Annotated in this window: 22 protein-coding genes; 4 read left to right on the plus strand and 18 right to left on the minus strand. The window is 69.9% G+C overall.

Features of this window, described 5'->3' with window-relative positions; translation table 11 throughout:
• Positions 1 to 5: 5 nt before the first annotated feature.
• From lysA to AC07UH_RS02235, 3 genes are read left to right on the plus strand one after another with little or no spacing between them, the layout of a single operon-like run.
• A complete protein-coding gene (lysA, locus tag AC07UH_RS02225; protein ID WP_495179485.1) occupies positions 6 to 1,283 on the plus strand; it encodes a diaminopimelate decarboxylase in 1,278 nt (425 codons plus the stop codon).
• On the plus strand, positions 1,280 to 2,041 hold the full coding sequence (locus AC07UH_RS02230; RefSeq protein WP_495179800.1) for a precorrin-2 dehydrogenase/sirohydrochlorin ferrochelatase family protein: 762 nt from the start codon (positions 1,280 to 1,282) through the stop codon (positions 2,039 to 2,041). The genes lysA and AC07UH_RS02230 overlap by 4 nt, the downstream gene beginning before the upstream one ends.
• The gene (locus AC07UH_RS02235; protein WP_495179484.1) at positions 2,038 to 2,991 is read left to right on the plus strand and encodes a zinc transporter ZntB; all 954 of its coding nucleotides are present in this window, start codon (positions 2,038 to 2,040) and stop codon (positions 2,989 to 2,991) included. Before AC07UH_RS02230 ends, AC07UH_RS02235 begins: the two co-directional genes overlap by 4 nt.
• A gap of 107 nt (positions 2,992 to 3,098) precedes the next feature.
• On the opposite strand, the gene fliS is transcribed toward AC07UH_RS02235, so the two are convergent.
• Genes fliS through AC07UH_RS02325 form a run of 18 tightly spaced genes read right to left on the minus strand, consistent with a single transcriptional unit; the run spans position 3,099 to position 19,752 of the window.
• On the minus strand, positions 3,099 to 3,497 hold the full coding sequence (fliS, locus tag AC07UH_RS02240) for a flagellar export chaperone FliS (RefSeq protein ID WP_038664041.1): 399 nt from the start codon (positions 3,495 to 3,497) through the stop codon (positions 3,099 to 3,101).
• A complete protein-coding gene (gene fliD / locus AC07UH_RS02245) occupies positions 3,497 to 5,011 on the minus strand; it encodes a flagellar filament capping protein FliD (RefSeq protein WP_495179483.1) in 1,515 nt (504 codons plus the stop codon). Before fliD ends, fliS begins: the two co-directional genes overlap by 1 nt.
• Positions 5,012 to 5,062: 51 nt before the next feature.
• Positions 5,063 to 6,202, minus strand: coding sequence for a flagellar type III secretion system protein FlhB (gene flhB, locus AC07UH_RS02250; RefSeq protein WP_137899287.1), 1,140 nt, complete (start codon positions 6,200 to 6,202; stop codon positions 5,063 to 5,065).
• Positions 6,202 to 6,972 (minus strand): flagellar biosynthetic protein FliR, encoded by a 771-nt coding sequence (fliR, locus tag AC07UH_RS02255; protein WP_038664032.1) that lies wholly within the window; start codon positions 6,970 to 6,972, stop codon positions 6,202 to 6,204. The genes flhB and fliR overlap by 1 nt, the downstream gene beginning before the upstream one ends.
• Positions 6,973 to 6,976: 4 nt before the next feature.
• On the minus strand, positions 6,977 to 7,246 hold the full coding sequence (gene fliQ, locus AC07UH_RS02260; protein WP_038664029.1) for a flagellar biosynthesis protein FliQ: 270 nt from the start codon (positions 7,244 to 7,246) through the stop codon (positions 6,977 to 6,979).
• Between the two features lie 11 nt (positions 7,247 to 7,257).
• Positions 7,258 to 8,142 carry a flagellar type III secretion system pore protein FliP gene (fliP, locus tag AC07UH_RS02265; RefSeq protein WP_137899285.1) on the minus strand — a complete coding sequence of 295 codons (885 nt, stop codon included), beginning with the start codon at positions 8,140 to 8,142 and terminating at the stop codon, positions 7,258 to 7,260.
• Positions 8,139 to 8,393, minus strand: coding sequence for a flagellar biosynthetic protein FliO (locus AC07UH_RS02270; protein WP_038664023.1), 255 nt, complete (start codon positions 8,391 to 8,393; stop codon positions 8,139 to 8,141). The genes fliP and AC07UH_RS02270 overlap by 4 nt, the downstream gene beginning before the upstream one ends.
• Before the next feature lie 10 nt (positions 8,394 to 8,403).
• Entirely contained in the window at positions 8,404 to 8,706 is a 303-nt protein-coding gene (fliN, locus tag AC07UH_RS02275; protein ID WP_038664020.1) for a flagellar motor switch protein FliN, read from the minus strand.
• Complete coding sequence (locus AC07UH_RS02280) at positions 8,703 to 9,641, minus strand: flagellar motor switch protein FliM (protein ID WP_495179482.1); 939 nt, start codon at positions 9,639 to 9,641, stop codon at positions 8,703 to 8,705. The genes fliN and AC07UH_RS02280 overlap by 4 nt, the downstream gene beginning before the upstream one ends.
• A gap of 4 nt (positions 9,642 to 9,645) precedes the next feature.
• Positions 9,646 to 10,263: a flagellar basal body-associated FliL family protein gene (locus tag AC07UH_RS02285; protein WP_495179481.1), complete on the minus strand. Its 618-nt coding sequence runs from the start codon at positions 10,261 to 10,263 to the stop codon at positions 9,646 to 9,648.
• 20 nt (positions 10,264 to 10,283) lie between these two features.
• The gene (locus tag AC07UH_RS02290; RefSeq protein WP_495179480.1) at positions 10,284 to 12,830 is read right to left on the minus strand and encodes a flagellar hook-length control protein FliK; all 2,547 of its coding nucleotides are present in this window, start codon (positions 12,828 to 12,830) and stop codon (positions 10,284 to 10,286) included.
• A 35-nt stretch (positions 12,831 to 12,865) separates the two neighbouring features.
• Positions 12,866 to 13,297 (minus strand): hypothetical protein, encoded by a 432-nt coding sequence (locus AC07UH_RS02295; protein ID WP_137899281.1) that lies wholly within the window; start codon positions 13,295 to 13,297, stop codon positions 12,866 to 12,868.
• On the minus strand, positions 13,290 to 14,618 hold the full coding sequence (locus tag AC07UH_RS02300) for a FliI/YscN family ATPase (protein ID WP_038664005.1): 1,329 nt from the start codon (positions 14,616 to 14,618) through the stop codon (positions 13,290 to 13,292). Before AC07UH_RS02300 ends, AC07UH_RS02295 begins: the two co-directional genes overlap by 8 nt.
• Complete coding sequence (locus tag AC07UH_RS02305; protein WP_038664002.1) at positions 14,612 to 15,373, minus strand: FliH/SctL family protein; 762 nt, start codon at positions 15,371 to 15,373, stop codon at positions 14,612 to 14,614. Before AC07UH_RS02305 ends, AC07UH_RS02300 begins: the two co-directional genes overlap by 7 nt.
• Positions 15,366 to 16,385: a flagellar motor switch protein FliG gene (fliG, locus tag AC07UH_RS02310; RefSeq protein WP_495179479.1), complete on the minus strand. Its 1,020-nt coding sequence runs from the start codon at positions 16,383 to 16,385 to the stop codon at positions 15,366 to 15,368. Before fliG ends, AC07UH_RS02305 begins: the two co-directional genes overlap by 8 nt.
• Positions 16,382 to 18,064: a flagellar basal-body MS-ring/collar protein FliF gene (gene fliF / locus AC07UH_RS02315; RefSeq protein ID WP_495179478.1), complete on the minus strand. Its 1,683-nt coding sequence runs from the start codon at positions 18,062 to 18,064 to the stop codon at positions 16,382 to 16,384. The genes fliG and fliF overlap by 4 nt, the downstream gene beginning before the upstream one ends.
• A gap of 3 nt (positions 18,065 to 18,067) precedes the next feature.
• Positions 18,068 to 18,427: a flagellar hook-basal body complex protein FliE gene (gene fliE, locus AC07UH_RS02320; RefSeq protein ID WP_038663991.1), complete on the minus strand. Its 360-nt coding sequence runs from the start codon at positions 18,425 to 18,427 to the stop codon at positions 18,068 to 18,070.
• On the minus strand, positions 18,424 to 19,752 hold the full coding sequence (locus AC07UH_RS02325) for a sigma-54 interaction domain-containing protein (RefSeq protein ID WP_495179477.1): 1,329 nt from the start codon (positions 19,750 to 19,752) through the stop codon (positions 18,424 to 18,426). The genes fliE and AC07UH_RS02325 overlap by 4 nt, the downstream gene beginning before the upstream one ends.
• Positions 19,753 to 20,022: 270 nt before the next feature.
• On the opposite strand from AC07UH_RS02325, the gene AC07UH_RS02330 reads away from it, so the two are divergent.
• Entirely contained in the window at positions 20,023 to 21,048 is a 1,026-nt protein-coding gene (locus AC07UH_RS02330; protein ID WP_495179476.1) for a flagellin N-terminal helical domain-containing protein, read from the plus strand.
• Positions 21,049 to 21,183: the final 135 nt, after the last annotated feature.

Consider the following 21,183-nt stretch of genomic DNA (forward strand, 5'->3'; position numbering starts at 1 on the left):
GCCCGATGAACCATTTCGATTACCGCGACGGCATCCTCCATTGCGAGGACGTGCCGTTGACCCGCATCGCCGACGAGGTCGGCACGCCGGTCTACGTCTATTCCACCGCGACCTTCCGCCGCCATGCGCAGGTGTTCCGCGACGGGCTGAAGGACCTCGGCCGCGTTCATCTCGCTTATGCGATCAAGGCCAATCCCAATGTCGCGGTGCTGCGCGTCCTCGCCGAGGAAGGCTATGGCGCCGACGTCGTCTCGGGCGGCGAGATGGCGCGTGCGCTGGCGGCGGGCATTCCGGCGGCGGACATCGTCTTTTCGGGCGTCGGCAAGACCCGCGCCGAACTGTCGCGCGGGCTCGACGAGGGCATCGGCCAGTTCAACCTCGAGCTGGAGGAAGAGGGCGCCGTCCTCGCGCAGATCGCCCACGCCAAGGGCAGGCGCGCGCCCGCAGTGCTCCGCGTCAATCCCGACGTCGACGCCGGCACGCACGCCAAGATTTCGACCGGGCGCGCCGAGAACAAGTTCGGCGTGCCGATCGATCAGGCGCCGGCGATGTTCGACCGGCTCGCGCCGCTGGACGGCCTCGAGCTGCGCGGCGTCGCCTGCCACATCGGCAGCCAGCTCGCCGATCTCTCGCGGCTGGAGGAGGCGTATCGCCGGATCGGGCAGCTCGTCGCCGACCTGCGCGCCGCCGGCCACACGATCACGCGCGTCGATCTCGGCGGCGGGCTGGGCGTGCCCTACAAGGCGGGCGACGTGCTGCCGAGCCCGGCCGATTACGGCGCGATGGTCGCGCGCGTCACCGAAGGCTGGGACGTCGAACTGATGTTCGAGCCCGGCCGCGTCATTGCCGGCAATGCGGGCGTGCTGCTGACCGAGGTGATCTGGGTCAAGCCGGGCGTCACCAACCCCTATGTCATCGTCGATGCGGCGATGAACGACCTCGCCCGTCCGGCGCTCTACGACGCCTGGCACGATTTCGACGCGGTCGCGCCGAGCGGCGAGCGGATGACCGCGAATATCGCCGGCCCGGTCTGCGAGAGCGGCGACACCTTCGCGATGGGTCGCGATATCGACGCGGTGAAGAGCGGCGACCTCGCCGTGTTTCGCACAGCCGGCGCCTATGGCGCGACGATGGCCTCGACCTACAACAGCCGTGCGCTGGTGCCCGAAGTGCTGGTCGACGGCAACCGGTTCGCGGTGGTCGCCGACCGTATCGCCGCGGAGACGATCCTCGCCGCCGAGCGCGTGCCCGAATGGCTGACGCCGGGGCGCGCGGCGCGGTGACGCTGCACAGCCTGCCGCTGTTCGTGCGGCTGGCGGGCCGCCCGGTCATCCTGCTCGGCAGCGGCGAGCCCGCCGACGCCAAGCGCCGGCTGCTCGAACGCGCCGGTGCGGTGATCGTCGGCGAGGAGGCCGCGGCGGCGCTGGCCATCGTCGCGATCGAGGACGAGGACGCGGCGCTGGCGGCGGTGACGCGGCTCAAGGCGCGCGGGCTGCTGGTCAATGCGGTCGACCGGCCGGAGCATTGCGACTTCACCACGCCGGCGATCGTCGATCGTGCGCCGGTGCTGGTCGCGATCGGCACCGGCGGCGTGTCGGCAGGGCTGGCGGCGGCGCTGCGCCAGCGGCTCGAGGCGCTGTTGCCCGCCGGCCTCGGCGTACTGGCGGAGCGGCTGCAGGCGGCACGGCCGGCATTGCGCCGGCGCTATCCCGACGGCGGCGAGCGGCGCCGGGCGCTGGGCGCGGCGATGGCGGCGGGTGGCGCGCTCGATCCGCTGGCCGGGGATGGCGACGTCGCGCGCTGGCTCGACGCCGACCAGCCACGGCCGACCGGACACGTCCGTATCGTGCTGACCTCCGCCGATCCCGACGACCTGACTCTGCGGCAGGCACGCGCGCTCGCCAATGCCGATCGCGTGCTCCACCATCCCGGCGTGCCGGCGGCGATCCTCGACCGCGCGCGCGCCGATGCGGCACGGCAGCCGTGGATGCCCGGAGTCGCGGCGTCGGACGGCCTGACCGTCGAACTGGCGATGGCATGAGCGGGTTCGGCTATCGCATCACCGACGGCAAGGTCGAGCGGGTGGCGGTCACGGCGGCGCTGTCCTGCACCGCCGATTTCGTCTGGGTACATCTGACCAGCAACGAGGCGGAGGCGCAGGCGTGGCTGCGCGATCAGGCGGGGCTCGACGATTACGTCGTCGATGCGCTTACCGCGAGCGAGACGCGACCGCGCTGCGAGGCGTTCGCCAATGGCGCCCTGCTCAACCTGCGCGGCCGCTCGACCGAGGAGGTCACCTCCGGCGACGCGCTCGCCTCGGTCCGGATCTGGGCGATCAAGGGCCGGGTGTATTCGGTGACGCGGCGCGCGCTGATCGGCATCGCCGAGGTCGAGAAGGAGGTCGAGGCCGGCGAGATCGTCGATCCCGGCGACTTCATCGCCGCGGTGTCGACCGCGATCACCAGCGATCTCGACCCGCATGTCGCCGATCTCGGCGACGAACTCGACGATTGCGAGGAGCGGCTCGACGCCAACCGCGTCTTCGACCTGCGCCGCACCGTCACCCGCGTCCGCGTCGCCGCGATCGGCTATCGCCGCTTCCTCAGCCCCCAGCGTGCCGCGCTGGAGAAGCTGGCGACGCTGCCCGGCGCATGGCTGGCGGAGGACGATCGCCGCCATCTCGCCGCCGCGGCGGATCGCGCTGCGCGCATGGCCGAGGAACTCGAAGCGATCCGCGAACGCGCCTCGCTGATGCACGAGGCGCTTACCGACCTCAGGAGCGAACAGATCGACGGCCGCTCGCTGGTCATCTCGATCATCGCGATGATCTTCCTGCCGCTGACCTTCATCACCGGCGTCTACGGCATGAACGTCGCCGATCTGCCCTATGCGCAAAAGCCCTGGGCGTTCGACGCGATCATGGGCCTGTGCGCGGCGATCGCGGTGCTGGTGCTCGGCTATTTCACGCGCAAGCACTGGTTCCAGAAGTAACCGCAAGACCCCATCGCTGTAGGATGGTTTGGTGCCGTGTTCCTGCGGAAGCAGCGTGGGTCCAACGGACCGCTGCTATGCAGGAGCGATCCCGGGGGCGTGGAAGCCTAAGCCGCGCGGGCGATGCGCCAGGCTTCGGCGATCTCGCTGAGGCTGCTCGCCGCCTCGCGGAACGGGGTGGGGTCGTAGCCGACCGAGGCGTGGATCACCGTCTGGCGGATGCCGGCGTACAGCCGCGCCAGCGTGGTCGACACCTCGCCGCCGCGCTCGAAATCGAGGCCCGATTCGAGCGCGAACAGGATCGCGGTCGCGCGGGTCACGCGCTCGCTCTTGGTGCGCAGCTGGTCGTGCTCGACCGCCCAGGCCGCGGCACGCAGCGCCGAGACGAGTTCCTCGTAGAGCAACTGGACGAGGCCGGCGCCATGCGCCTCGGCGGTGCGGCCGACGACGTCGATCTGGCGATAGGTGGCATAGGGGTCGCCCCGAAGTGCGGTTGCGTAGGCCATCAGTTGCTCTTGTTCCACGCGGCGATCTGGTTGGTCATGAAGGTCTGCGTCGCCTTGTAGGCGGCGACCTTGCTGTTCATCGTCGAGAATTGCTGGGTCAGCCGCGTCGACATCGCGTCCGACTGGGTCGTGATCTTGGCCTGCGCATCGGTCAGCTCGGTCTGCGCCTTGGTGTAGCGCGACATCGACGCACCAAGCCCGGTGATGCTGCTCGACGCGGCGAGCGAGATGCCGCTGATCGTGCTCGACAGGCCGAGCGCATTGCCAGACGTAGTCGCGAACATCGCCTCGACCTCGTCGGGATAAGCGGCGAGCACCTTGTTGAGCGTCGCGGTGTTGACGCTGAGCGTGCCGTCGCGATTGGTCGCGACGCCGAGTTGCGCCAGCGTCGTCGGCGCACCGCTGGCGCCGGTGGAGACCAGCGACTTGGTGGTGAGCGTCTGCAACGACCGCAGCAGCGTCTTGGCGGCGGTATCCGACTTGAGGTCGCCGGTGCCAGTATCGGTCAGGCTCTTGGCGCTCGCATAGACCTGATTGTAGGTGTCGACCAGATCGCTGACCGCCTGCGTCAGCGCGCTGGTCGGCCGGCTGCTGGTCAGCGACACCGGACCGCTGGTCACTGCGTTCAGTTGCAGCTTCACGCCCGTGACCAGATCGGTGATCGTGTTGCTGCTGCGCTGGACCGAGACGCCGTCGACGGTCAGCTGCGCATTGGCGGCGGTGCCGGTGAGCGTCGTCTTGGTCGCGCCGGTACCGTAACCAACGTTGAAGTCGGCGAGCTTGCTGCTCGAATCATCGGCCTGCAACGTGAAGGCCTGCGTCGCGCCGGTGGTTCCCTTGAGCGACAGCACCGCCTTGCCGTCCTGGTCGGTGATGACGCTGGCGGTGACGCCGGCCTTGGCGGCGTTGATCGCGCTGGCGATGCCGTCGAGGCTGCCGTCGGTGACGTTGATCGACACCGACGAGCCGGCATTGGCGGTGAAGCCGGTCATCGACGTGCCGTCGCTGCTATAGGTGGCGGTGCCGAGCTTGAGCGTCAGCGTGCCGGTGGCGATCGTCGCGGTCCGGTCGGCGACCGCGGTCGAGCGCGACCCCTGCGCCGCGGCGAGCGCGGTCACGGTGACGCTGGAGGACAGATTGCCGGTTTTGGTGCCGCTGATCGCCGAGACGCCGAGCGCGGTCGGGTTCGAACTGACCGGCTGCGTCTGCAACGTGCCGCCGCCGCTCAGCGAGCCGAGCGCAGTCGAGAAATTGGCGATCGTGCTCTTGAGCGTGCTCGCCGCGGAAATCTGGGCGGTGAGCGTGGTGTTCTTGGCGGTGATCGCGGCATTCTTGGCGGCGAATTGCGCCTGCACCAGCGCCGTCACCAGCGAGGCGGTGTCGATGCCCGAGCCGGTGCTGAGCGAGGTCAGAACCTGCTGCGCGGTGTTGCGGGTGACGCCGGCGCTGCTGGTCGCGGTCGTCGACGTGGCCGTCGGTGTGGGCGTGCTCGTCGTGGCAGTGGTCGTGGTCATCGTCGAACTCCGCGCGCTTCATTCCTCTAAACGGCCGTGGGGCGGCACAATTTAGGGCGTTTTCCCGGTAATCTTGATGCCGTGCTCGTCGAACCGTGCGCCCTCGGGCACGTCGATCGGCGGCTGGACGACGCCGCCCGCCGCGGCGTTGACGTTGAAGACGAAGGCGAGGACGGTGGCGATCGCCACGTACAGATCGTCGCGCACCTCCTGGCCCTCGCGGCTGGTGTAATAGACCGCACGGGCGAGCATCGGATATTCAAGCACCGGCACGCGCATCTCGCCCGCCGCCTCGCGGATCGCCAGCGCGGTGGCGCCGCGGCCCTTGGCGACGACCACCGGCACCTGGTCCTGACCGCGATCGTAGCGCAGCGCGACGGCGAAATGCGTCGGGTTGGTGAGCACGACATGCGCCTCCGCCACCGCCTTGCGGACGCCGCCGGTCGCCATCGCGCGCTGCATCGCGCGCTGATGGCCCTTGGCCTCGGGCGAGCCCTCGGTTTCCTTGTGCTCGTCGCGCACTTCCTGTTTGGTCATGCGCAGCTTGCTGAGCAACTGCATGATCTGCACCGGCACGTCGAACAGCGCGATCGCGAACAGCCCCGCCGCCATCGCGATCATGATGCCGATGAAGGTGCCGCCCAGCTCGGTGATCGCGTCGCCCAGGCTCGACGAGGTGAGGCCCAGCGTCGCGCGGCTCGACTTCCACAGCATATAGCCGCCGATCACGCCGAGCAGCACGACCTTGAGCAGCGACTTGCCGAGTTCGATCCACCCCTGTGGCCCAAGGATGCGCTTGAGGCCGGATGCGGGGTTGATGCGATTGCCCTTGAAGGCGATCAGCTTGTTGTTCCAGGTCAGCGAGCCGAGGCCCGCCGAGCTGACGATCGTCGCGATCACGCTGACCGCGAAAAGGGTGATGAGCGAGGGCAGCAGCTTGAGCCCCGCTTCCTGCAACGGCCGCCACGGCGAGAAATCCTCGACGTCGGCGCGGTCGAACTGGAAGCTCGCCGCCATCACCGCCTTGCACGCCGCGAGCAGCGAGGGGCCGGCGAAGATCAGCCAGGCGACGCCGGCCATCACCACCAGCGCGGTGGCGAAGTCCTTCGACTTGAGGATATTGCCGTCTTCCGCCGCCTTCTGCTTGCGCTTGGGCGTCGGGGCTTCCGTCTTGTCGCCGCCCTCCGACATCAGCCGGTCACCAGCGCCTGCGTCGCGGCGAGGCCCTCGCGGACGATGACGAGCATATAGTCGCCCATCGCCGGAAAGGCGACGGCGAGCGCGATCACGCCGACCGCGAGGCTGGCGGGCATGCCGACCGAGAAGAGGTTGAGCGCGGGCGCGGCGCGGCTGACCATGCCGACGATGATGTTGAGGCAGAGCAGCAGGAAGCCGACTGGCAGCGCCAGCAGCAGGCCGGCGAGGAACGCATAGCCGCCGAAGAAGGCGATCTGCTTGAGCCGATCGGGCGCGATCCAGGTGCCGGGCGGCATCGTCTCGTAGCTTTTCACCAGCAGTTCGACGAGCACGAGATGGCCGTCGACCGACAGGAACAGCAGGGTCAGCATCACGCTGAAGAACTGGCCGAGCGCGGGCGTGGACCGGCCGTTCTGCGGATCGATCGACGAGGCGAAGCCGATCCCCATCGAGCCGCCGATGATCTCCGACGCGATCATCGGCGCGGCGAAGGCGATCTGGAGGATAAAGCCGATCGCCGAGCCGACCAGCGCCTCGGCGAAGATCGCGAGGAAGGTCGCGACCGCGAAGATCTGCGCGGGCGGCACGATCGGGTGGACGTTGAGCACGAAGATGCCGATCGCGCCGGACAGGCCGACGCGCACCGGCAGGGGGATCGCCACCGCGCCGAACACCGGCGCGACGATGAACGCCGCGCCGATCCGCACCATGACGAAGATCAGCGCCCAGAGCTTGGGCTCGATCGCGAGGCCGAAGCCGAGCATGGGTCTACTTCACCAGATCCGGGATGCGCTCGAACATGCCGACGGTGAAATCGGTGAGCAGGCCGAGGATCAGGCTGCCGAAGATCATGATCGAGAAGGCGACGACGACGAGCTTGGGGACGAAGCTCAGCGTCTGTTCGTTGATCGACGTCGCCGCCTGGATCATGCCGAGGATCAGACCGGCGAGCAGCGCCGGGATCAGGATCGGCGCGCTGGCGAGCGCCAGCACCCACATCGTCTGGTTGGCGACGGTGAGGAAATAATCTGCGTCCATCGCTGTGCTCCTCAGGTCGCGAACGAATTTGCGAGGCTGCCCATGGTCAGCGCCCAGCCGTCGACGAGGACGAACAGCAGCAGCTTGAACGGCAGCGAGATGATCGTCGGCGACAGCATCGCCATGCCGAGCGCCATCAGCACCGTCGCGACGACGAGGTCGATGACGATGAACGGCAGGAACATCAGGAAGCCGATCTGGAAAGCGGTCTTCAGCTCCGAGGTGACGAACGCGGGCAGCAGCACGGCGAAGGGAATGTCGGTGGGCGCGGCATAGGGGCCGGACTTCGCCATGTCGGCGAACATCGTCACATCCTTGATCCGCGTCTGCTTGACCATGAAGGCGTGGAGCGGCGCGCCGGCGCGTTCGATCATCTGCGTGCCGGCGAGCTGGCCGGCGGCATAGGGCTGGATCGCCTGCGTGTTCATCTGGCTGATCGTCGGCGCCATGATGAACAGCGAGAGGAACAGGGCGAGGCCGATCAGCACCTGATTGGGCGGCGTCTGTTGCAGCCCGAGCGCCTGGCGCAGCACCGCGAGCACGATGACGATGCGGGTGAAGCTGGTCATCATCAGCAATATGCCGGGCAGGATCGTCAGCAGGCCCATGATGATGAGGACCTGGAGCGACAGCGACAGCGGCGCCGACTGCGTACCGCCCGAGGCGGCGCCCGAACTCAATTGCCCCAGCGCGCGGTCGACCGCGTCGCCGACGCCGGGTGCCGGCGCTGCGGGCGCGCCTTGCGCGAAGGCGGGCATCGCGATCAGCAGCGCGAGTGCGATCGCGAGGATCGCCCACAGCCATTTGTGCGCACGGTCGCGGCCACCACGGCGCGACGGGCGTGCGGGCCGGATCAGCGCGGGGCCATGGCCGTTGCGGGTGACGGTGATGCTCACTGGTCCACCTTGTCGATCAGCGTGACGCCGCCGCGACCGACCGAGACGAGCAGCCGCTTGCCTTCGAAATCGAGCACCGCGAGCCGCAGGCCCGGCGAGATCATCATCGTTTCCTTGATCGCGATCAGCCGGTTGGGCGCCTTGCCCGGCATCCGCGTCTCGAGCTTGCGCCAGGCGTAGAGACAGCCGATCATCAGGCCGCAGACGAGCGGCAGCAGGATGACGAGCTTGAGGATATAGGACCAGAGCATGGGTCTGCCTTCAGCCGCGCGAGGGAGCGGATTTGTCGGGGGTGACCAGCTCGGTCATCCGCACGCCGAAGCGGTCGCCGACGGTGACGACCTCGCCGCGGCCGATCAGCGTGCCGTTGACGAAGACGTCGAGCAGTTCGTTGGCCTGGCGATCGAGCTCGATCACGCTCGATTCGCCGAGTGCGAGTAATTCGCGCAGCGTGAGCTGGGTGGAGCCGATCTCCACGGTCAGCTTGACGTCGACGTCCTGGAGCAGCCGGAAGTTGGCGGCCACCCCCGCATCGAGCGGGAAGCCGCCGGTCATATCGTTCATGCGTCAGGTCCTTCGTCGTCGAATCGGGCAATGGAGGTAAGGCGGACGGCGGCATGGCCGTTCGAGGTGCCGACGGTGCCCTTGCCGAGGCAGTCGCTGCCGACCATCACCGGCACTTCCGGGCCGAAGCTGATCGGGATCACGTCGCCCGGCTTGAGGTTCATCAGCATCGACAGCGGCACCACCGGCTCGGCGAGCACCGAGCGGATCGGGAAGCGGACGTTCATCGCGGCGCGGGTCAGCGACGTGCGCCAGGCGGGGTCCGCCTCCTGCTTGTCGAGCACCTTGCCGGTCAGCGTCGGCGCATGCGGCTTGAGCGCGGTCACCGGGTAGAGCAGGTCGATGAAGACGGGCTTGTCGTCGCCCGCGGCGAGGCCGAAGCGGGTGACGATCATCGCATCATCGCTATCGGTGGCGAGCATCGCCGCGTTGATCTCCACGCGCGTCGGGGTGAAGTCCATCCGCGCCAGCGGCTCCCAGGCGGAGCGCAGCGGGCCGGCGATCGCGGCGCCGATCTTGCCGACGATCGCCTCGGCGGCGGGCGAGAATTCGGTCGGCACCACCGCGGGGGCGGCGCCGGTGCCGCCGAAGAACAGGTCGAGCATCTCCAGCACGAACACGCCGTCGAGCACGCACAGGCCGGTCGCGCCCTGCGGCGACATGATCAGCGGCAGCCACGCGGTCAGCCCGTCGGCCCGCTCCGTGCGATAGTCGCCGAAACGCTGGACGACGAGCGGCTCGGCCCAGGCGCGTACCTCGCGCCGCAGCAACGGCTCGAACACGCCGCGCAACGCCCGCGCGAGCCGCGCGGACAGATGCTGCAGCGTATGCAGGTCGCCGAACGGATTGAGCTTGGTCTCGCCGAGCCGAGCCGCATGCGCGGCGGGGCGGCGTTCCCTTGCCCGTCGTTCGGAGGTTTCTGCGGCATTAACCATGGGCTCACTGAACAACGAAATTGGTAAAGTAGACGTTACTGATGCCGCCGAATCCTTCTTTTTGTTCGAGAGTCGCGTTGATCGCCTTGGCGATCCGCTGCTGCATCTGCAGCTTGCCGGCGGAGCTGAACACCTGCTCCTCGGGCGTGTCGCCGAGTGTGAGCAGCACCGCCGAGCGGACGGCGATGTCGTTGGTCTTCAGATTCTCGATGACCGTATCGTCATAGGGGGTCGAGACGGCGATGCCGACCTGGATGACGTGCACCGAATCCTGCAGGTTGGAGGTGAATTGCGGGTCCATCGCGTAATAATTGGAGGCATATTTGTCGCCGTCGCCGCCCGACGGCGTGTGCTTGCCGCCGCTCGACGCCGCTTCGCCGCCGCCATGGCCCTCGCCACCTTCGCCGCCCGCGGCGGGGCGCTTCTGTTCGGACTTGGGGATCAGCTTGGGGCCGTGCTCCTCGGGCGCCGCGGCATGGCCGCCGCCGATCAGGCCGCTGCTCGCCGCATAGACGCCGGCGCCGACGCCGCCGCCGACCAGCACGATCAGCGCGGCCACCATGATCAGAATCTTCTTCATCCCGCCCTTCTTCTTGGGGGCGTCTTCGGGTTTGTCGCTCATCGTCTCGGATCCTCAGGAGGTCAGGCGACGCGGCCGTCGGCGGCGGCGTCGGTGTGGGGGGAGGGCGCCCGCGCCGGCGAGGCCGGCTGGCGCGCGGAGGTCTGGTTCTGGCGCGGCTGCTGCTGCTGGCCGGTCTGCGCCTGATTGGCTTGCGGCTGACCGCTCGCGCTCTGGCCGGCGGACTGGCCGGTGGACTGGCCTTGGGACGACTGGCTTTGGGACGCCTGGCCCTGCGGCTGACCCGTGTTCGTCTGGCTGGCCGGCGCCGCCTCGACCACGGTCTGGCCGATGCGCAGGCCGCGTTCCTCGGCGATCGCGGCAAGGCGTGGCTGCGCATCCTCGATCAGCGTCCGCGTCGTCGCGTCGGCGGCGGCGAAGCGGACGTGGATCGCGTCGCCGACCGTCTTCACTGCGATGTCGATCACGCCGAGCGCATCGGGGACGAGGCGGATGCGCGTGTCGGTGGCATTGGCCGCATCGCGCAGCGTCTCGATATGGTCGATCATCGCCGCCGGCCAGCCGTTCTGGCGCAGGTCGAGCGTCGGCTGCGAATCGACGACGGCATTGCCACCGACGACCGGCGTGAGCGCGGGTGCCGCGGTCGGCGCCAGCTCGACCGGCTCGGCGGCGCGGCGCTCGTCGGCACCGGCGGCGGCGTGGATCGCGGCGCCGAACACCTGCGAGGCCGGCGCGGTCGTGCCCGCGGGCGGTTGCGGCAGCGCCGCCGCCTGCGGGCGCAGCGCGACCGTCTGACGGACCGTGCCGCCGACCTCCCGCACGAACGCGCGCGGCTGGGGTGCCGGGGTGGCAGGCGCGGGACCGGCTATCACGGGCGCGCCGGCGACCGCGACCGGCGCTGCCGCTGCGATGACGGGGGGCGCGACCGCGGTTGGTATTGCGGTGGGCGCGGTCGGGGTCGCGGGCACCGGCGCAGCGACCGTCGGTTGCGTGGCGGGGGTGACCGGGGTGGCATCTGCCGGCGTGGCCGCCGCGAGGGTGGAGGGCGGCGGGACGTTGGCGGTGGCGGCGGTCGATGCGATCGGTGAGGAGAGCGGCGCGGTGACGGTCGTGACCGGCGCGGTCGCGACCGCAGCACGATCGACGGTCATGATCGGCGGGGCCGGGTCCAAGGCCCTTTGCGGGACCGGTGTCGTCGTCTGACGTTGTGCGGGCCGCGCCCGCGTCGTCGCCGGGCTGACGGTCGCGCCGCCACCCGGCTGCGACCGCGCGATCTGCACCGGCGCTGCGACCGGCGCCATCGCCCCGGTCACTGTCGCCGCGGATGCAGGAGGCTGAGCGGTGTCTGCAACGCGCTGTGTCAAGACCGGCGGGGCATCGTCCGAGTGCTTTGCCGGCGACGGTGACGCTGTGGCTTGATCGATCACCGGACTCGGCGCGGAGGGCGTCGGTGCCGCTGCCGGCGCTGCCGGTACGGGCGAGCCCATCAGTGCCGTGACAGGGACGGACGCTTCCGTCTGTGGGGTCGGTGCGGCGTCGCGTGCGGCGACCTGCGGCATCGCCGATGGAGTCATGGGGGCAGTCGCCGTCGTTTTGGTGGCCAGCGCGACGCGGCGGGCCGGCTGCGGCTGTTCCGCGATGACCGGCGTCGGCGGCGGTGTGGGTGCCGGTGCGGCCTGGGCGATCACCACGGCGTCCGGTCGCGGCAAGGCCGGTGTGTCGACTGCCACCGGGACGACGGCCTCGTCACCCTGATTGCTGGCGGATACGGGGGCCTCGTCCGGTTCGGGCAGAGTCGGCATGACCGGTTCGGCGAGACGCGGTGCGGCGGTGCGTGTGCCCCGCGCCGGCGCTTCGGCCCTGCCGACGCTGCGCTTCGTGGGAGCGTCGGGCGTAACGACGTCGGCATCCGCACCCGGCACCGCTTGTGGAGCGTCGCCGGCTTGCGGTGCGACCGATGTCATCACCGGGACGGTCGTGACCACCGGTGCACTATCGGGTGCCGGTGCGGCAGCCGTCATCGCGGCGGCCGGTGTCGGCTGACGTTCAACCGTCTTGGCGGCTGGACGCGTGGCCGTATCGGGCTGCCGCGCCGGGATATCCGGGGTCGCCGGCGCCGCCGGCGAGTCGACCGGTGCGGTTGCGATCGGCAGCGGATCGGCCGGCGCGACGGCCGCATCGGGTACGGTCGCCGCGAGCACCATCACCGATGCGCCGTTGTTCGCCACCGGCCGGACGGGCCGCGGCGTGGGCATCGCCACCTCGGCCCCCGGCACCGCGGCGAGCGCCGGCGGCACGTCGAGCGGCGCGGGCACGGGAATGTCGACCGCCGCCAGCCACGCGAGCGCCGGATCGACCCGCGCTGGCACGGCCTCGGTCGGCAGCGGCATGCCGGGAGCGGCAAAGCCTTGCCGGCCGGTCTCGATCGGCGCCACCGGTCCGGTCATCGGTACCGGGGCGGCCGCCGGCATGGCGGGCAGGGCCGCTGCATCCGCCTCTCCGCCCACCGCCAGCATCGACAGCGCGAACATCTCGCCGCCGGCCGGCGACGCGCCCTTGCCCGGCAGGCCGGGGGCGATCGTGGCGACGGCAGTGGCGGGAGTGATCATCGGGGCAATCTCGTCGAGAGGGTGTCCCGCTGCGATCAGCAAGGATCGTGCCGTTTTGCCTTCAGCGGCGAAACGGGCGGCGTTTCCTCCAGCGCACGCATTTCGGCGACCGCGGCGGCGCGGCGTGCCCGCTCGAGCAGCTTCTCGATCGCGCTCTGGTCGCGCTTGGCGGACCGGGTCGCCTCGGTGGCGCGGTTGACGAACGCTTCGGCGGACTGGAGCCGCGCCTGTGCCGCCGCCGACGATTGGTGCAGCCGGTCGCGGAAATGCGCCTGTGCACCCATCGCCGCGGCGCTGGCGCGCGTGTCCGGCGTCGGCGACACCGCATCGGCGAGCGCCTGGATGCGGCGGGCGAGATGCTCCTCGCTGGCGAACTTCTCGTGCGCGCGCACCTCGTCGGCGCGGGTCAAGCCGAGCTGGAGCGTGCGCACGCGATGGATGCGCGCGAGTTTCCTGGCGTCAGGCACCGAACACGCCGGTCAGCTCGCCGATCGCATCGCCCAGCGAGACGATCTCGTCCGACCCCTGTTTGATATATTCCATCACCGCCGGATGCGCGGCGATCGCCGCGTCGATCGCCGGATCGGCGCCGGGGCGATAGGCACCCATCAGCACCAGGTCGCGATTCTCCTCGTAGGTCGCGAGATGGCGGCGCAGCACGCGTGCGGCATGGATGTGATCGGCATGCGCGATGTCGGTCATCACGCGGCTGACCGAGGGGCCGATGTCGATCGCCGGATAGACGCCGCGCTCGGCGAGATGGCGGTTGAGCACGATATGGCCGTCGAGGATCGAGCGCGCCGAATCGACGACCGGATCGTTGCCGTCGTCGCCGTCGGCGAGCACGGTGTAGATCGCGGTGATCGAGCCGCCGGTGCGCACGTCGGTGCCGGCGCGTTCGATGAGGTTGGGCAGCATCGCGATCGCCGACGGCGGATAGCCGCGCGCGGAGGCGGGCTCGCCCAGCGCCAGCCCGATCTCGCGGCCGGCGTGGGCGACGCGGGTGAGGCTGTCCATGATGAGCAGCACCTTCTTGCCTTCGTTGCGGAAGGCTTCGGCGATTGCGGTTGCGCGCAGCGCGCCGCGGATGCGCAGCACCGGCGAATGGTTCGCGGGCACCGCGACGACGACCGAGCGCTGGCGCGCGGCACCGGCGACCTTGGTCTCGAGGAAGTCGGCGACCTCGCGGCTGCGCTCGCCGATCAGGCCGATGACGATCACGTCCGCCTGCGCGGCGCGGACCATCATGCCGAGCAGCACCGACTTGCCGACGCCCGAGCCGGCCATGATGCCGACGCGCTGGCCCTGGCCGATCGTCAGCAGCCCGTTGATCGCGCGCACGCCGACGTCCATCGGTTCGAGCACGCGGCCGCGGTCGAGCGGCGATTGCAGCTTGCCGGCGAGCGGCCATTTGCCCGCGCCGCGGATCGGGCCGAGCCCGTCGATCGGCCGTCCCGCGCCGTCGACGACCCGGCCGAGCATCGCCGCGCCGACCTCCGCCTCGCCGGGTGCGCCGATCGGGCGCACCGGCGCGCGTGGCAGCAGGGCGGCGGGGCCGCCGAGGTTCATCAACAGCGTCCGGCCGTTGCGGAAGCCGATCACCTCCGCCTCGACCTTGGCGTCACCATGGCCGCCGATCTCGCAGATCGTGCCGACGGGGAGCGACAGGCCGACCGCCTCCATCAGCAACCCGTCGTAGGACGAGAGCCGCCCCGACACCTTGGGCGTCGGGCGGAAGTCGGCGGCGGCGAGCGTTTCGAGGTAATCGGCGGTGAAGCGGTTCAACACCCGCGCTCCTCCAGCGTCGGCACGGGCACGCGGTCGATCGCCTCGGCGAGCTGGCCGAGCCACAATTCGGGGCCGTCCTCGACCAGCGTCGAGGCGCTTTCGAGCACGAAGCTGCCGCGCGTCAGCGAGGCGTCGCCGGCGGCGAAGATCGTCTTGGGCAGCGATCCCTCGACCAGCGGCAGGTCGTCGGGATGGAGCCGCAGCAGCGCGGATTCGCCGGCCTCCGCCAGCAGCTCCGCCGCCGCCTCGATCCGGGCGTTGAGCACCGCGGGCGCGACGCCGCATTCGCCGACCAGCTTGTTGACCAGCAGCAGCACCGTCTGGCGCAATTGCCCGGCGATATGGTCGCGGTCGAGCTGGTGGCCGTTGGCGAGCGCCGCGGCGAGCTGGGTGAGCAGCGCGCGGTCGCGGTCGCCGGAGGCGCGCGCCGCGGCGGCGGCCGCGGCCAGTCCTTCGGCATAGCCGGCGGCGTGCGCGGTCTCGACCGGGTCGATGAAGCCGCTCGGCTCCGCCTCGGTATCGAGCGGGTCCCAGCCGCGCGTCGGCTTGTCGCCGCCGGGGTCGGCGGGGCTGAAGTGGCGCGGGCCGCTGCGCGGTTCGGGCGCCGGCGCGGCGGCGGCAGCGCCGCCCATCGTGCGTTCCAGCGTCGCCCACATCTCGCGCGGCGAAAAGCCGGCGGGGGGCGCGAAGGCGGCCTGCAACAGATGCGCGGCGGTGTCGTGGCGTGCGGCGAAACCCGCGACGAAGTCAGACATAATCGTCGTCGCCTGCGCCCATCATGATCGTGCCGTCCTTGGCGAGGTTGCGGGCGATGCCGATCATCGCCTTCTGCGCCTCCAGCACCTCGGCGAGCTTCATCGGCCCGCGTGCCTCCATCTCGTCGCGGATGCCGTCGGCGGCACGCGCCGACATGCAGCCGAGGAAGCGGTTGCGCGCCGTCTCGTCGACACCCTTGAGCGCGCGCGACAGGATGTCGCCGTCGACGTTGCGGATGAGCGTGCCGAGATTCTTGTCGTCCATGTCGAGCAGATTGTCGAAGACGAACATCGCCTCCTCGATAGCCTTGGCGACGTCCTTGTCGATCTTGAACAATTTCGGCAGCACCCGCTGTTCGGTCGCCTTGCGCGCGCCCTGCAGGATCTTCGCCGCCTCGCGCGTGCCGCCCAGCGACAGGCCGCTCGCCGAGCCGCCGCCGCTGCCGCCGCGCCGGTTGGCGAGCACCGTCTTCAGCGTGTCGATCGCATCGGCGTTGATCGGTCCCAGCCGTGCGATACGGTGGAGGATATCGGGCTGCACCGCGTCGGGCAGCAGTTCGAGCACCTGGCCACCGACCGCGGGATCGAGGTTGGCGATCATCACCGCGGCGATCTGCGGATGCTCCTTCTCGATCATCTGCGCGATCTCGCTGGCGTCGAGCCAGTCGAGCAATTCGAGTTCGCACGCCGCCTCGGGCGGGGTGATGCGGGCGAGGACGCTCTCCGCCTTCTCGGCGCCGAGCGCGCGGTTCATTACCGCCTCGATCCGCGGGCGCGGTTCGAAGGTGACGCCGGTGCGCTCGCGCGCCTTGCCGACGAAATCGTCGAGCACGTCCTCCATCTCCTGTTCGGAGACGTCGGCGACCGCGAACATCGCCGAGCCGAGCTGGCGCACCTCCTCGGGATCGAGCTTCTGGAGGATGGCCGCGGCCTCGTCCTCGCCGACCAGCATCATCAGCACTGCGGCGCGTTCGACGCCGGTATAGGTGCGGGCGGGGGCAACGGCGCTCACTTGGCGTCGGCCTTGATCATGTCGCGGATCGCCAGCGCGGCACGCGCCGGATTGTCGCGGGTGAAGCCGCGGACTGCGCCGATCCGGTCGTCGACCGTCTGCGACGCCTCGAGCCGGTCGAGGCTGACCGCCTCGTGCACGGTGATGCCGTCGGTCTCGCCGCCGCCTGCCGGCGCACCGCCCGGACCGGCGAGCGCCGGCGTCGCATCCTCGCGCTTCTTCATCAGGCCCTTGGCCAGCGGACGCACGCCGAGCAGCAGGACGAGCAGCGCGATCAGGATCGCGGTGCCGTTGCGGGCGAGCACCGGCAGCCAGGCATTGTCGTACCAGGCCGGGCCATCGGCATCGGCGGAGGTTTCGGCGAACTTGCGGCTGATCACCGTCACCTGGTCCTGGCGTGCCTGGTCGAAGCCGACCGCGCTCTTCACCAGATCGGTGATCTGGCCGATCTCCATCGCGGTGCGCCGCGTCTTGTCGGGATCGCGCAGCAGCACCGCGACCGACAGCCGCTTGACCGAACCGGGGGCCTGACGCGTCACCGACACTTCCTTGCCGAGGTCGTAGGCGCGCTGGAAGCTGTCGCTCTGCTTGTTGGGATTGGGGGCGGGGCCACCGGCGACCGGCGTCGGCGCCGCGGCGGGTGCACCGCTCGCACCATTGGCGGGCTGCGGCGTCTGCAACTGGCTGGCGGGCGGCGGCGTGTTGGACAGCGCACCGGGGATGCCGCCGGGCGTCGCCGGACCATTCGCCTGATTGCCGACCCAATTGCCCGTCTCGGCGCGCAGCGTGCCGGCCTTGTCGTAGGTTTCGCGGGTCGCCTGCGTCTGGTCGAGGTTGATGTCGGCCTGCACCTCGGCGGTGAAATTGCCCGCGCCCACCAGCGGCGTGAGCAACTGGACGAGCTGCTGACGCACCTTGTCCTCGGTCTTGCGCTGCATCTCCAGCCGCGCGTCATTGTCGCCGTCGACGCCGCCGGCGCCGGGCTTGGACAGCAAGGCGCCCATCTGGTCGACGATCGTGACGCTTTCGGGCTTCATCCCCGGCACCGACGAGGCGACGAGGTTGACGATTGACTGGACCTGCGCCTGGCTGAGCGCCCGTCCGCCCTGCAATTTGACGACGACCGATGCCGATGGCGCGGCATTGTCGCGCACGAACACCGACGCTTCGGGCATTGCGAGATGGACGCGCGCCTCGGCGACCGCATCGATATCCTCGATCGAACGGGCGAGTTCGGTCTCGCGCGCCTGGCGCAGCCGTTCGCCCTCGACCGCACGACTGACGCCCATCGGCAATTGATCGAGGATCGCGTACCCGCCCGGCGCCTGCTTGGGCAGGCCCTGGCCGGCGAGCAGCATCCGCGCCTTGCTGAACTGGTCCTCGTTGACGGTCAGTGCGCCGGTGCCTTCGTCGATCTTGCTAGCGATATTGGCCTGCGTCAGCGCGCTGGTCACCGCTTGCTTGTCGGCATCGGTTAGGCCGGTGAACAGCGTCTTCTGCGTCGGCGTCGCGAACGTCATCCAGGCGAGCGCGGCGGCGCCGATCAGCGCGACAAGCATCGCCATCGGCAGGCTGCGCCGCACCGCGGGCTGGGCGAGCACGCCCTTGATCTGCAAGAGCGGGTTGGCGAACTTCTCGGGCAGCGCCGAGGGCGAGGCGGGGGCGAGGGCAGTGCTCATCGATTACACCGGCATGCTCATGATGTCCTTGTAAGCGGACAGCAATTTGTTGCGGACTTGCAGCGTCGCCTCGAACCCGACCGAGGCCTGCTGGCGGGCCAGCATGACCTTGGCGATGTCGACCGTCTCACCGCGTTCGTAGCTTTCGGACAGCGCCGAGGCCTTGTTCTGGCCGGCGTTGACGTCCTTCAGCGCGTCCTGCAGCGTGTCGGCGAAGCTGGTCGGCTTCGTCGCACCCGCGGGGGCGGCGCCGTCGGTCGCGCTGGCGCGGCTCAGCGCCTGGTTGCGTTCGAGGATCTGCGCGCGCAGCTGCATCACGCGGTCGACGCTCATCGCGCCGCCGACTCCGGCCACGCCGCTCATGCCGACGCCGCCATGCTGAGCGGACGGGCCAGGTCGTTACCCTGTTCGCGTGCCTTGGCGAGGCGATAGCGCAGCGTGCGTTCGGAGATGCCGAGCCGGCGCGCGGTCTCGATCCGGCTGCCGCCGCACGCCGCCAGCGTCTCGCGGATCGCCTGGAATTCGCTCATCTGCACGACGTTGCCCAAGGTGGCGGGCTCGCTCGCGGCGGCTGCTGCCGGCGCGGCGGCGGGCGCCTGCGGGAACAGCTGCGTGACCGGGGCGGGTTCGCGGTGGAAGGTGAAGCTGACCGGACGGTCGAACACGATGTGGCTGGCGTCGATCGTGTCGCCGCCGGCGAACAGCAGCGCGCGCTGGATCACGTTCTCCAGTTCGCGGACGTTGCCCGGCCAGTCGTGGGCGACCAGCGTCTCGACCGCCTCGGCGGTCGGCCACGGCACGACCGCGCGGGTGCCGGCATGGCGCAGGATCATCGTCGCGGCGAGCGCCGGAATGTCCTGCGGACGCTCGGCGAGCGGCTTGGTCGACAGCGGGAAGACCGACAGGCGGTAATAGAGATCGGCGCGGAAGCGACCGGCGGCGACTTCGCCCTGCAGGTCGCGGTTGGCGCAGGCGATGACACGGACGTCGATCGCCTGCGGCACCGAGGCGCCGATCGGCACCACCTCGCGCTCCTGCAGCACGCGCAGCAGCTTGGCCTGCAGTTGCAGCGGCATCTCGGCGATCTCGTCGAGCAGAATGGTGCCACCGTCGGCGGCGCGGAAGAAGCCTTCGCCGCCCGACGAGGCGCCGGTGAACGCGCCCTTCTGGTGACCGAACAGCAGCGCCTCCAGCATCGTCTCGGGCAAAGCGGCGCAATTGATCGCGATGAACGGGCCGTTGCGGCGCGGCGACTGGTTGTGGATCGCGCGGGCGAGCACTTCCTTGCCGGTGCCGGTCGGGCCGTTGATCAGCACGGTGATGTCCGCCTGCGCGACGCGCTCGGCGAGCGCCAGCAGCGCGAGGCTTTCGGGATCGGCGGCGGTCGGCATCTCGGCACCGGCGACGAGCGCGCGGGCGAAGCCGTTGCCGACCGCGGCATCCGCCGGCCCGAAGGCGATGCGTGCCGGATTGCCGTTGCGCGACGGCAGCACGTGGCGGCCTTCGCTGCCGATGATGACCGAGCGTGCCGGCGCCGGCGGCGCCTCGCCCTCGGCGATCAGGAACAGATCGGCCGCACCGGGCTGCCCGGTCTCGTACGAACCGAGACCGAAGCCCTGCGCACGCAGGCTGGAGACGAGCGGATAGTGACGCTGCAACACCGCAGCGGAAGAGAAAATCGAACGCATTGCTATCCCCCAAGGACGAGCTCTCCAATGCGGGTTCCAGAGTAAATGCCGGATTAAAATTTGTTCCTGACCGGCAAAATTTTTCCGGGCGCGACGCGCGCGTGCCGCTCGCGCGTCTACGCGCGCGTGTACGCATGCGAGGGCGGAGCAAAATCGCGGCGGCCGAATTTTTCCCCTAAATCCCCGTCGGGACTGGCCGTTCTCTCATTTGGCGGCTCGGCCCTCCGCTCTGGGGGCGGCGGGGAGCGCCGCAGCTTTTGGAGACATCTCATGACCGTCATCGGTACCAACATCGCGTCGCTGCGTTCCGCGAACGCCAACACCACCGCCAATGCCCAGCTGTCGAGCGCCATGGAGCGCCTGTCGACCGGCAAGCGGATCAACTCGGCCAAGGACGACGCGGCCGGCCTCGCCATCTCGACCTCGATGGGTGCGCAGGTTCGCGGCATGAACCAGGCGATCCGCAACTCGAACGACGGCATTGCCCTGGCGCAGACCGCCGACGGCGCGCTCGGCGAAGTCACCAACATCCTGCAGCGGATGCGCGAACTGGCCGTCCAGTCGGCGTCGGGCACCTATCAGGCCGACGACCGCTCGAACATGAAGACCGAAGTCGCCGAACTGCAGAAGCAGCTGACCAACATCGCCGGCACGAAGTTCAACGGCGTCAGCCTGTTCGACTCGGCGAACGACAAGACCGTGACGATCCAGGCCGGTGCGGGCTCGACCGATCAGGTCGACCTGAAGATCAGCAAGCTCGACATGGCGTCGGTGAGCGGTGTGGCGGGTGCCACGGTCGCTGCCGGTCTGGCAACCGTCGCCGCCGGTCCGCTGGTCGGCACCAGCCGCGTCATCACCGCCGAAGACGTCGCTTACGGCGGCAAGACGGGTGGCGGCGCCACCGCGCTGACCTCGACCGACATCGGCACGTCGAAGACGCTCGCCGCCGGCGACAAATATTACACCCCGGCGACCACCGGCGACAACACCGGCGGTATCGACATCAGCTCGGCGGCGGGCGCCAAGACCGCGATCGACACGATCGACGCCGTGCAGAAGTCGGTCAACACGACCCGCGCCTCGATCGGTGCCGGCCAGAGCCGTCTGACCTCGGTGGTCAACAACCTGACCACCAACGTCACCAATCTCACTTCGGCGAAGAGCCAGATCGAGGACGCCGACTTCTCGGCCGAAACGACTGCCCTCGCCAAGGCGCAGATCCTCAGCCAGGCGTCGACCGCGATGCTCTCGCAGGCCAACCAGAGCCAGCAGGGCGTGCTGAAGCTGCTCCAGTAAGCCGCTTACCGGCGCTGGCGCCAGCCCCCAAGGGCATCAGCGCCGACCAAGCTCGCCCCCCAAGGACGAGCGAAGCCAGAACCCCGGTGGTCCGCCACCGGGGTTTTCGGCCGTGTTGGGCCCCTCTATCCGTCT

It is taken from the genome of Sphingomonas sp. GW821-FHT04B01 (genome assembly GCF_059420425.1).

What these genes read in the sequence shown, in the direction of transcription:
- lysA (WP_495179485.1), top strand. Translation starts at nt 6, where the DNA reads ATGAACCATTTCGATTACCGCGACGGCATCCTCCATTGCGAGGACGTG.
- AC07UH_RS02235 (WP_495179484.1), top strand. Translation starts at nt 2,038, where the DNA reads ATGAGCGGGTTCGGCTATCGCATCACCGACGGCAAGGTCGAGCGGGTG.
- fliS (WP_038664041.1), bottom strand. Translation starts at nt 3,497, where the DNA reads ATGGCCTACGCAACCGCACTTCGGGGCGACCCCTATGCCACCTATCGC.
- fliD (WP_495179483.1), bottom strand. Translation starts at nt 5,011, where the DNA reads ATGACCACGACCACTGCCACGACGAGCACGCCCACACCGACGGCCACG.
- flhB (WP_137899287.1), bottom strand. Translation starts at nt 6,202, where the DNA reads ATGTCGGAGGGCGGCGACAAGACGGAAGCCCCGACGCCCAAGCGCAAG.
- fliR (WP_038664032.1), bottom strand. Translation starts at nt 6,972, where the DNA reads ATGCTCGGCTTCGGCCTCGCGATCGAGCCCAAGCTCTGGGCGCTGATC.
- fliQ (WP_038664029.1), bottom strand. Translation starts at nt 7,246, where the DNA reads ATGGACGCAGATTATTTCCTCACCGTCGCCAACCAGACGATGTGGGTG.
- AC07UH_RS02270 (WP_038664023.1), bottom strand. Translation starts at nt 8,393, where the DNA reads ATGCTCTGGTCCTATATCCTCAAGCTCGTCATCCTGCTGCCGCTCGTC.
- fliN (WP_038664020.1), bottom strand. Translation starts at nt 8,706, where the DNA reads ATGAACGATATGACCGGCGGCTTCCCGCTCGATGCGGGGGTGGCCGCC.
- AC07UH_RS02280 (WP_495179482.1), bottom strand. Translation starts at nt 9,641, where the DNA reads ATGGTTAATGCCGCAGAAACCTCCGAACGACGGGCAAGGGAACGCCGC.
- AC07UH_RS02285 (WP_495179481.1), bottom strand. Translation starts at nt 10,263, where the DNA reads ATGAGCGACAAACCCGAAGACGCCCCCAAGAAGAAGGGCGGGATGAAG.
- AC07UH_RS02290 (WP_495179480.1), bottom strand. Translation starts at nt 12,830, where the DNA reads ATGATCACTCCCGCCACTGCCGTCGCCACGATCGCCCCCGGCCTGCCG.
- AC07UH_RS02305 (WP_038664002.1), bottom strand. Translation starts at nt 15,373, where the DNA reads ATGTCTGACTTCGTCGCGGGTTTCGCCGCACGCCACGACACCGCCGCG.
- fliF (WP_495179478.1), bottom strand. Translation starts at nt 18,064, where the DNA reads ATGAGCACTGCCCTCGCCCCCGCCTCGCCCTCGGCGCTGCCCGAGAAG.
- fliE (WP_038663991.1), bottom strand. Translation starts at nt 18,427, where the DNA reads ATGAGCGGCGTGGCCGGAGTCGGCGGCGCGATGAGCGTCGACCGCGTG.
- AC07UH_RS02325 (WP_495179477.1), bottom strand. Translation starts at nt 19,752, where the DNA reads ATGCGTTCGATTTTCTCTTCCGCTGCGGTGTTGCAGCGTCACTATCCG.
- AC07UH_RS02330 (WP_495179476.1), top strand. Translation starts at nt 20,023, where the DNA reads ATGACCGTCATCGGTACCAACATCGCGTCGCTGCGTTCCGCGAACGCC.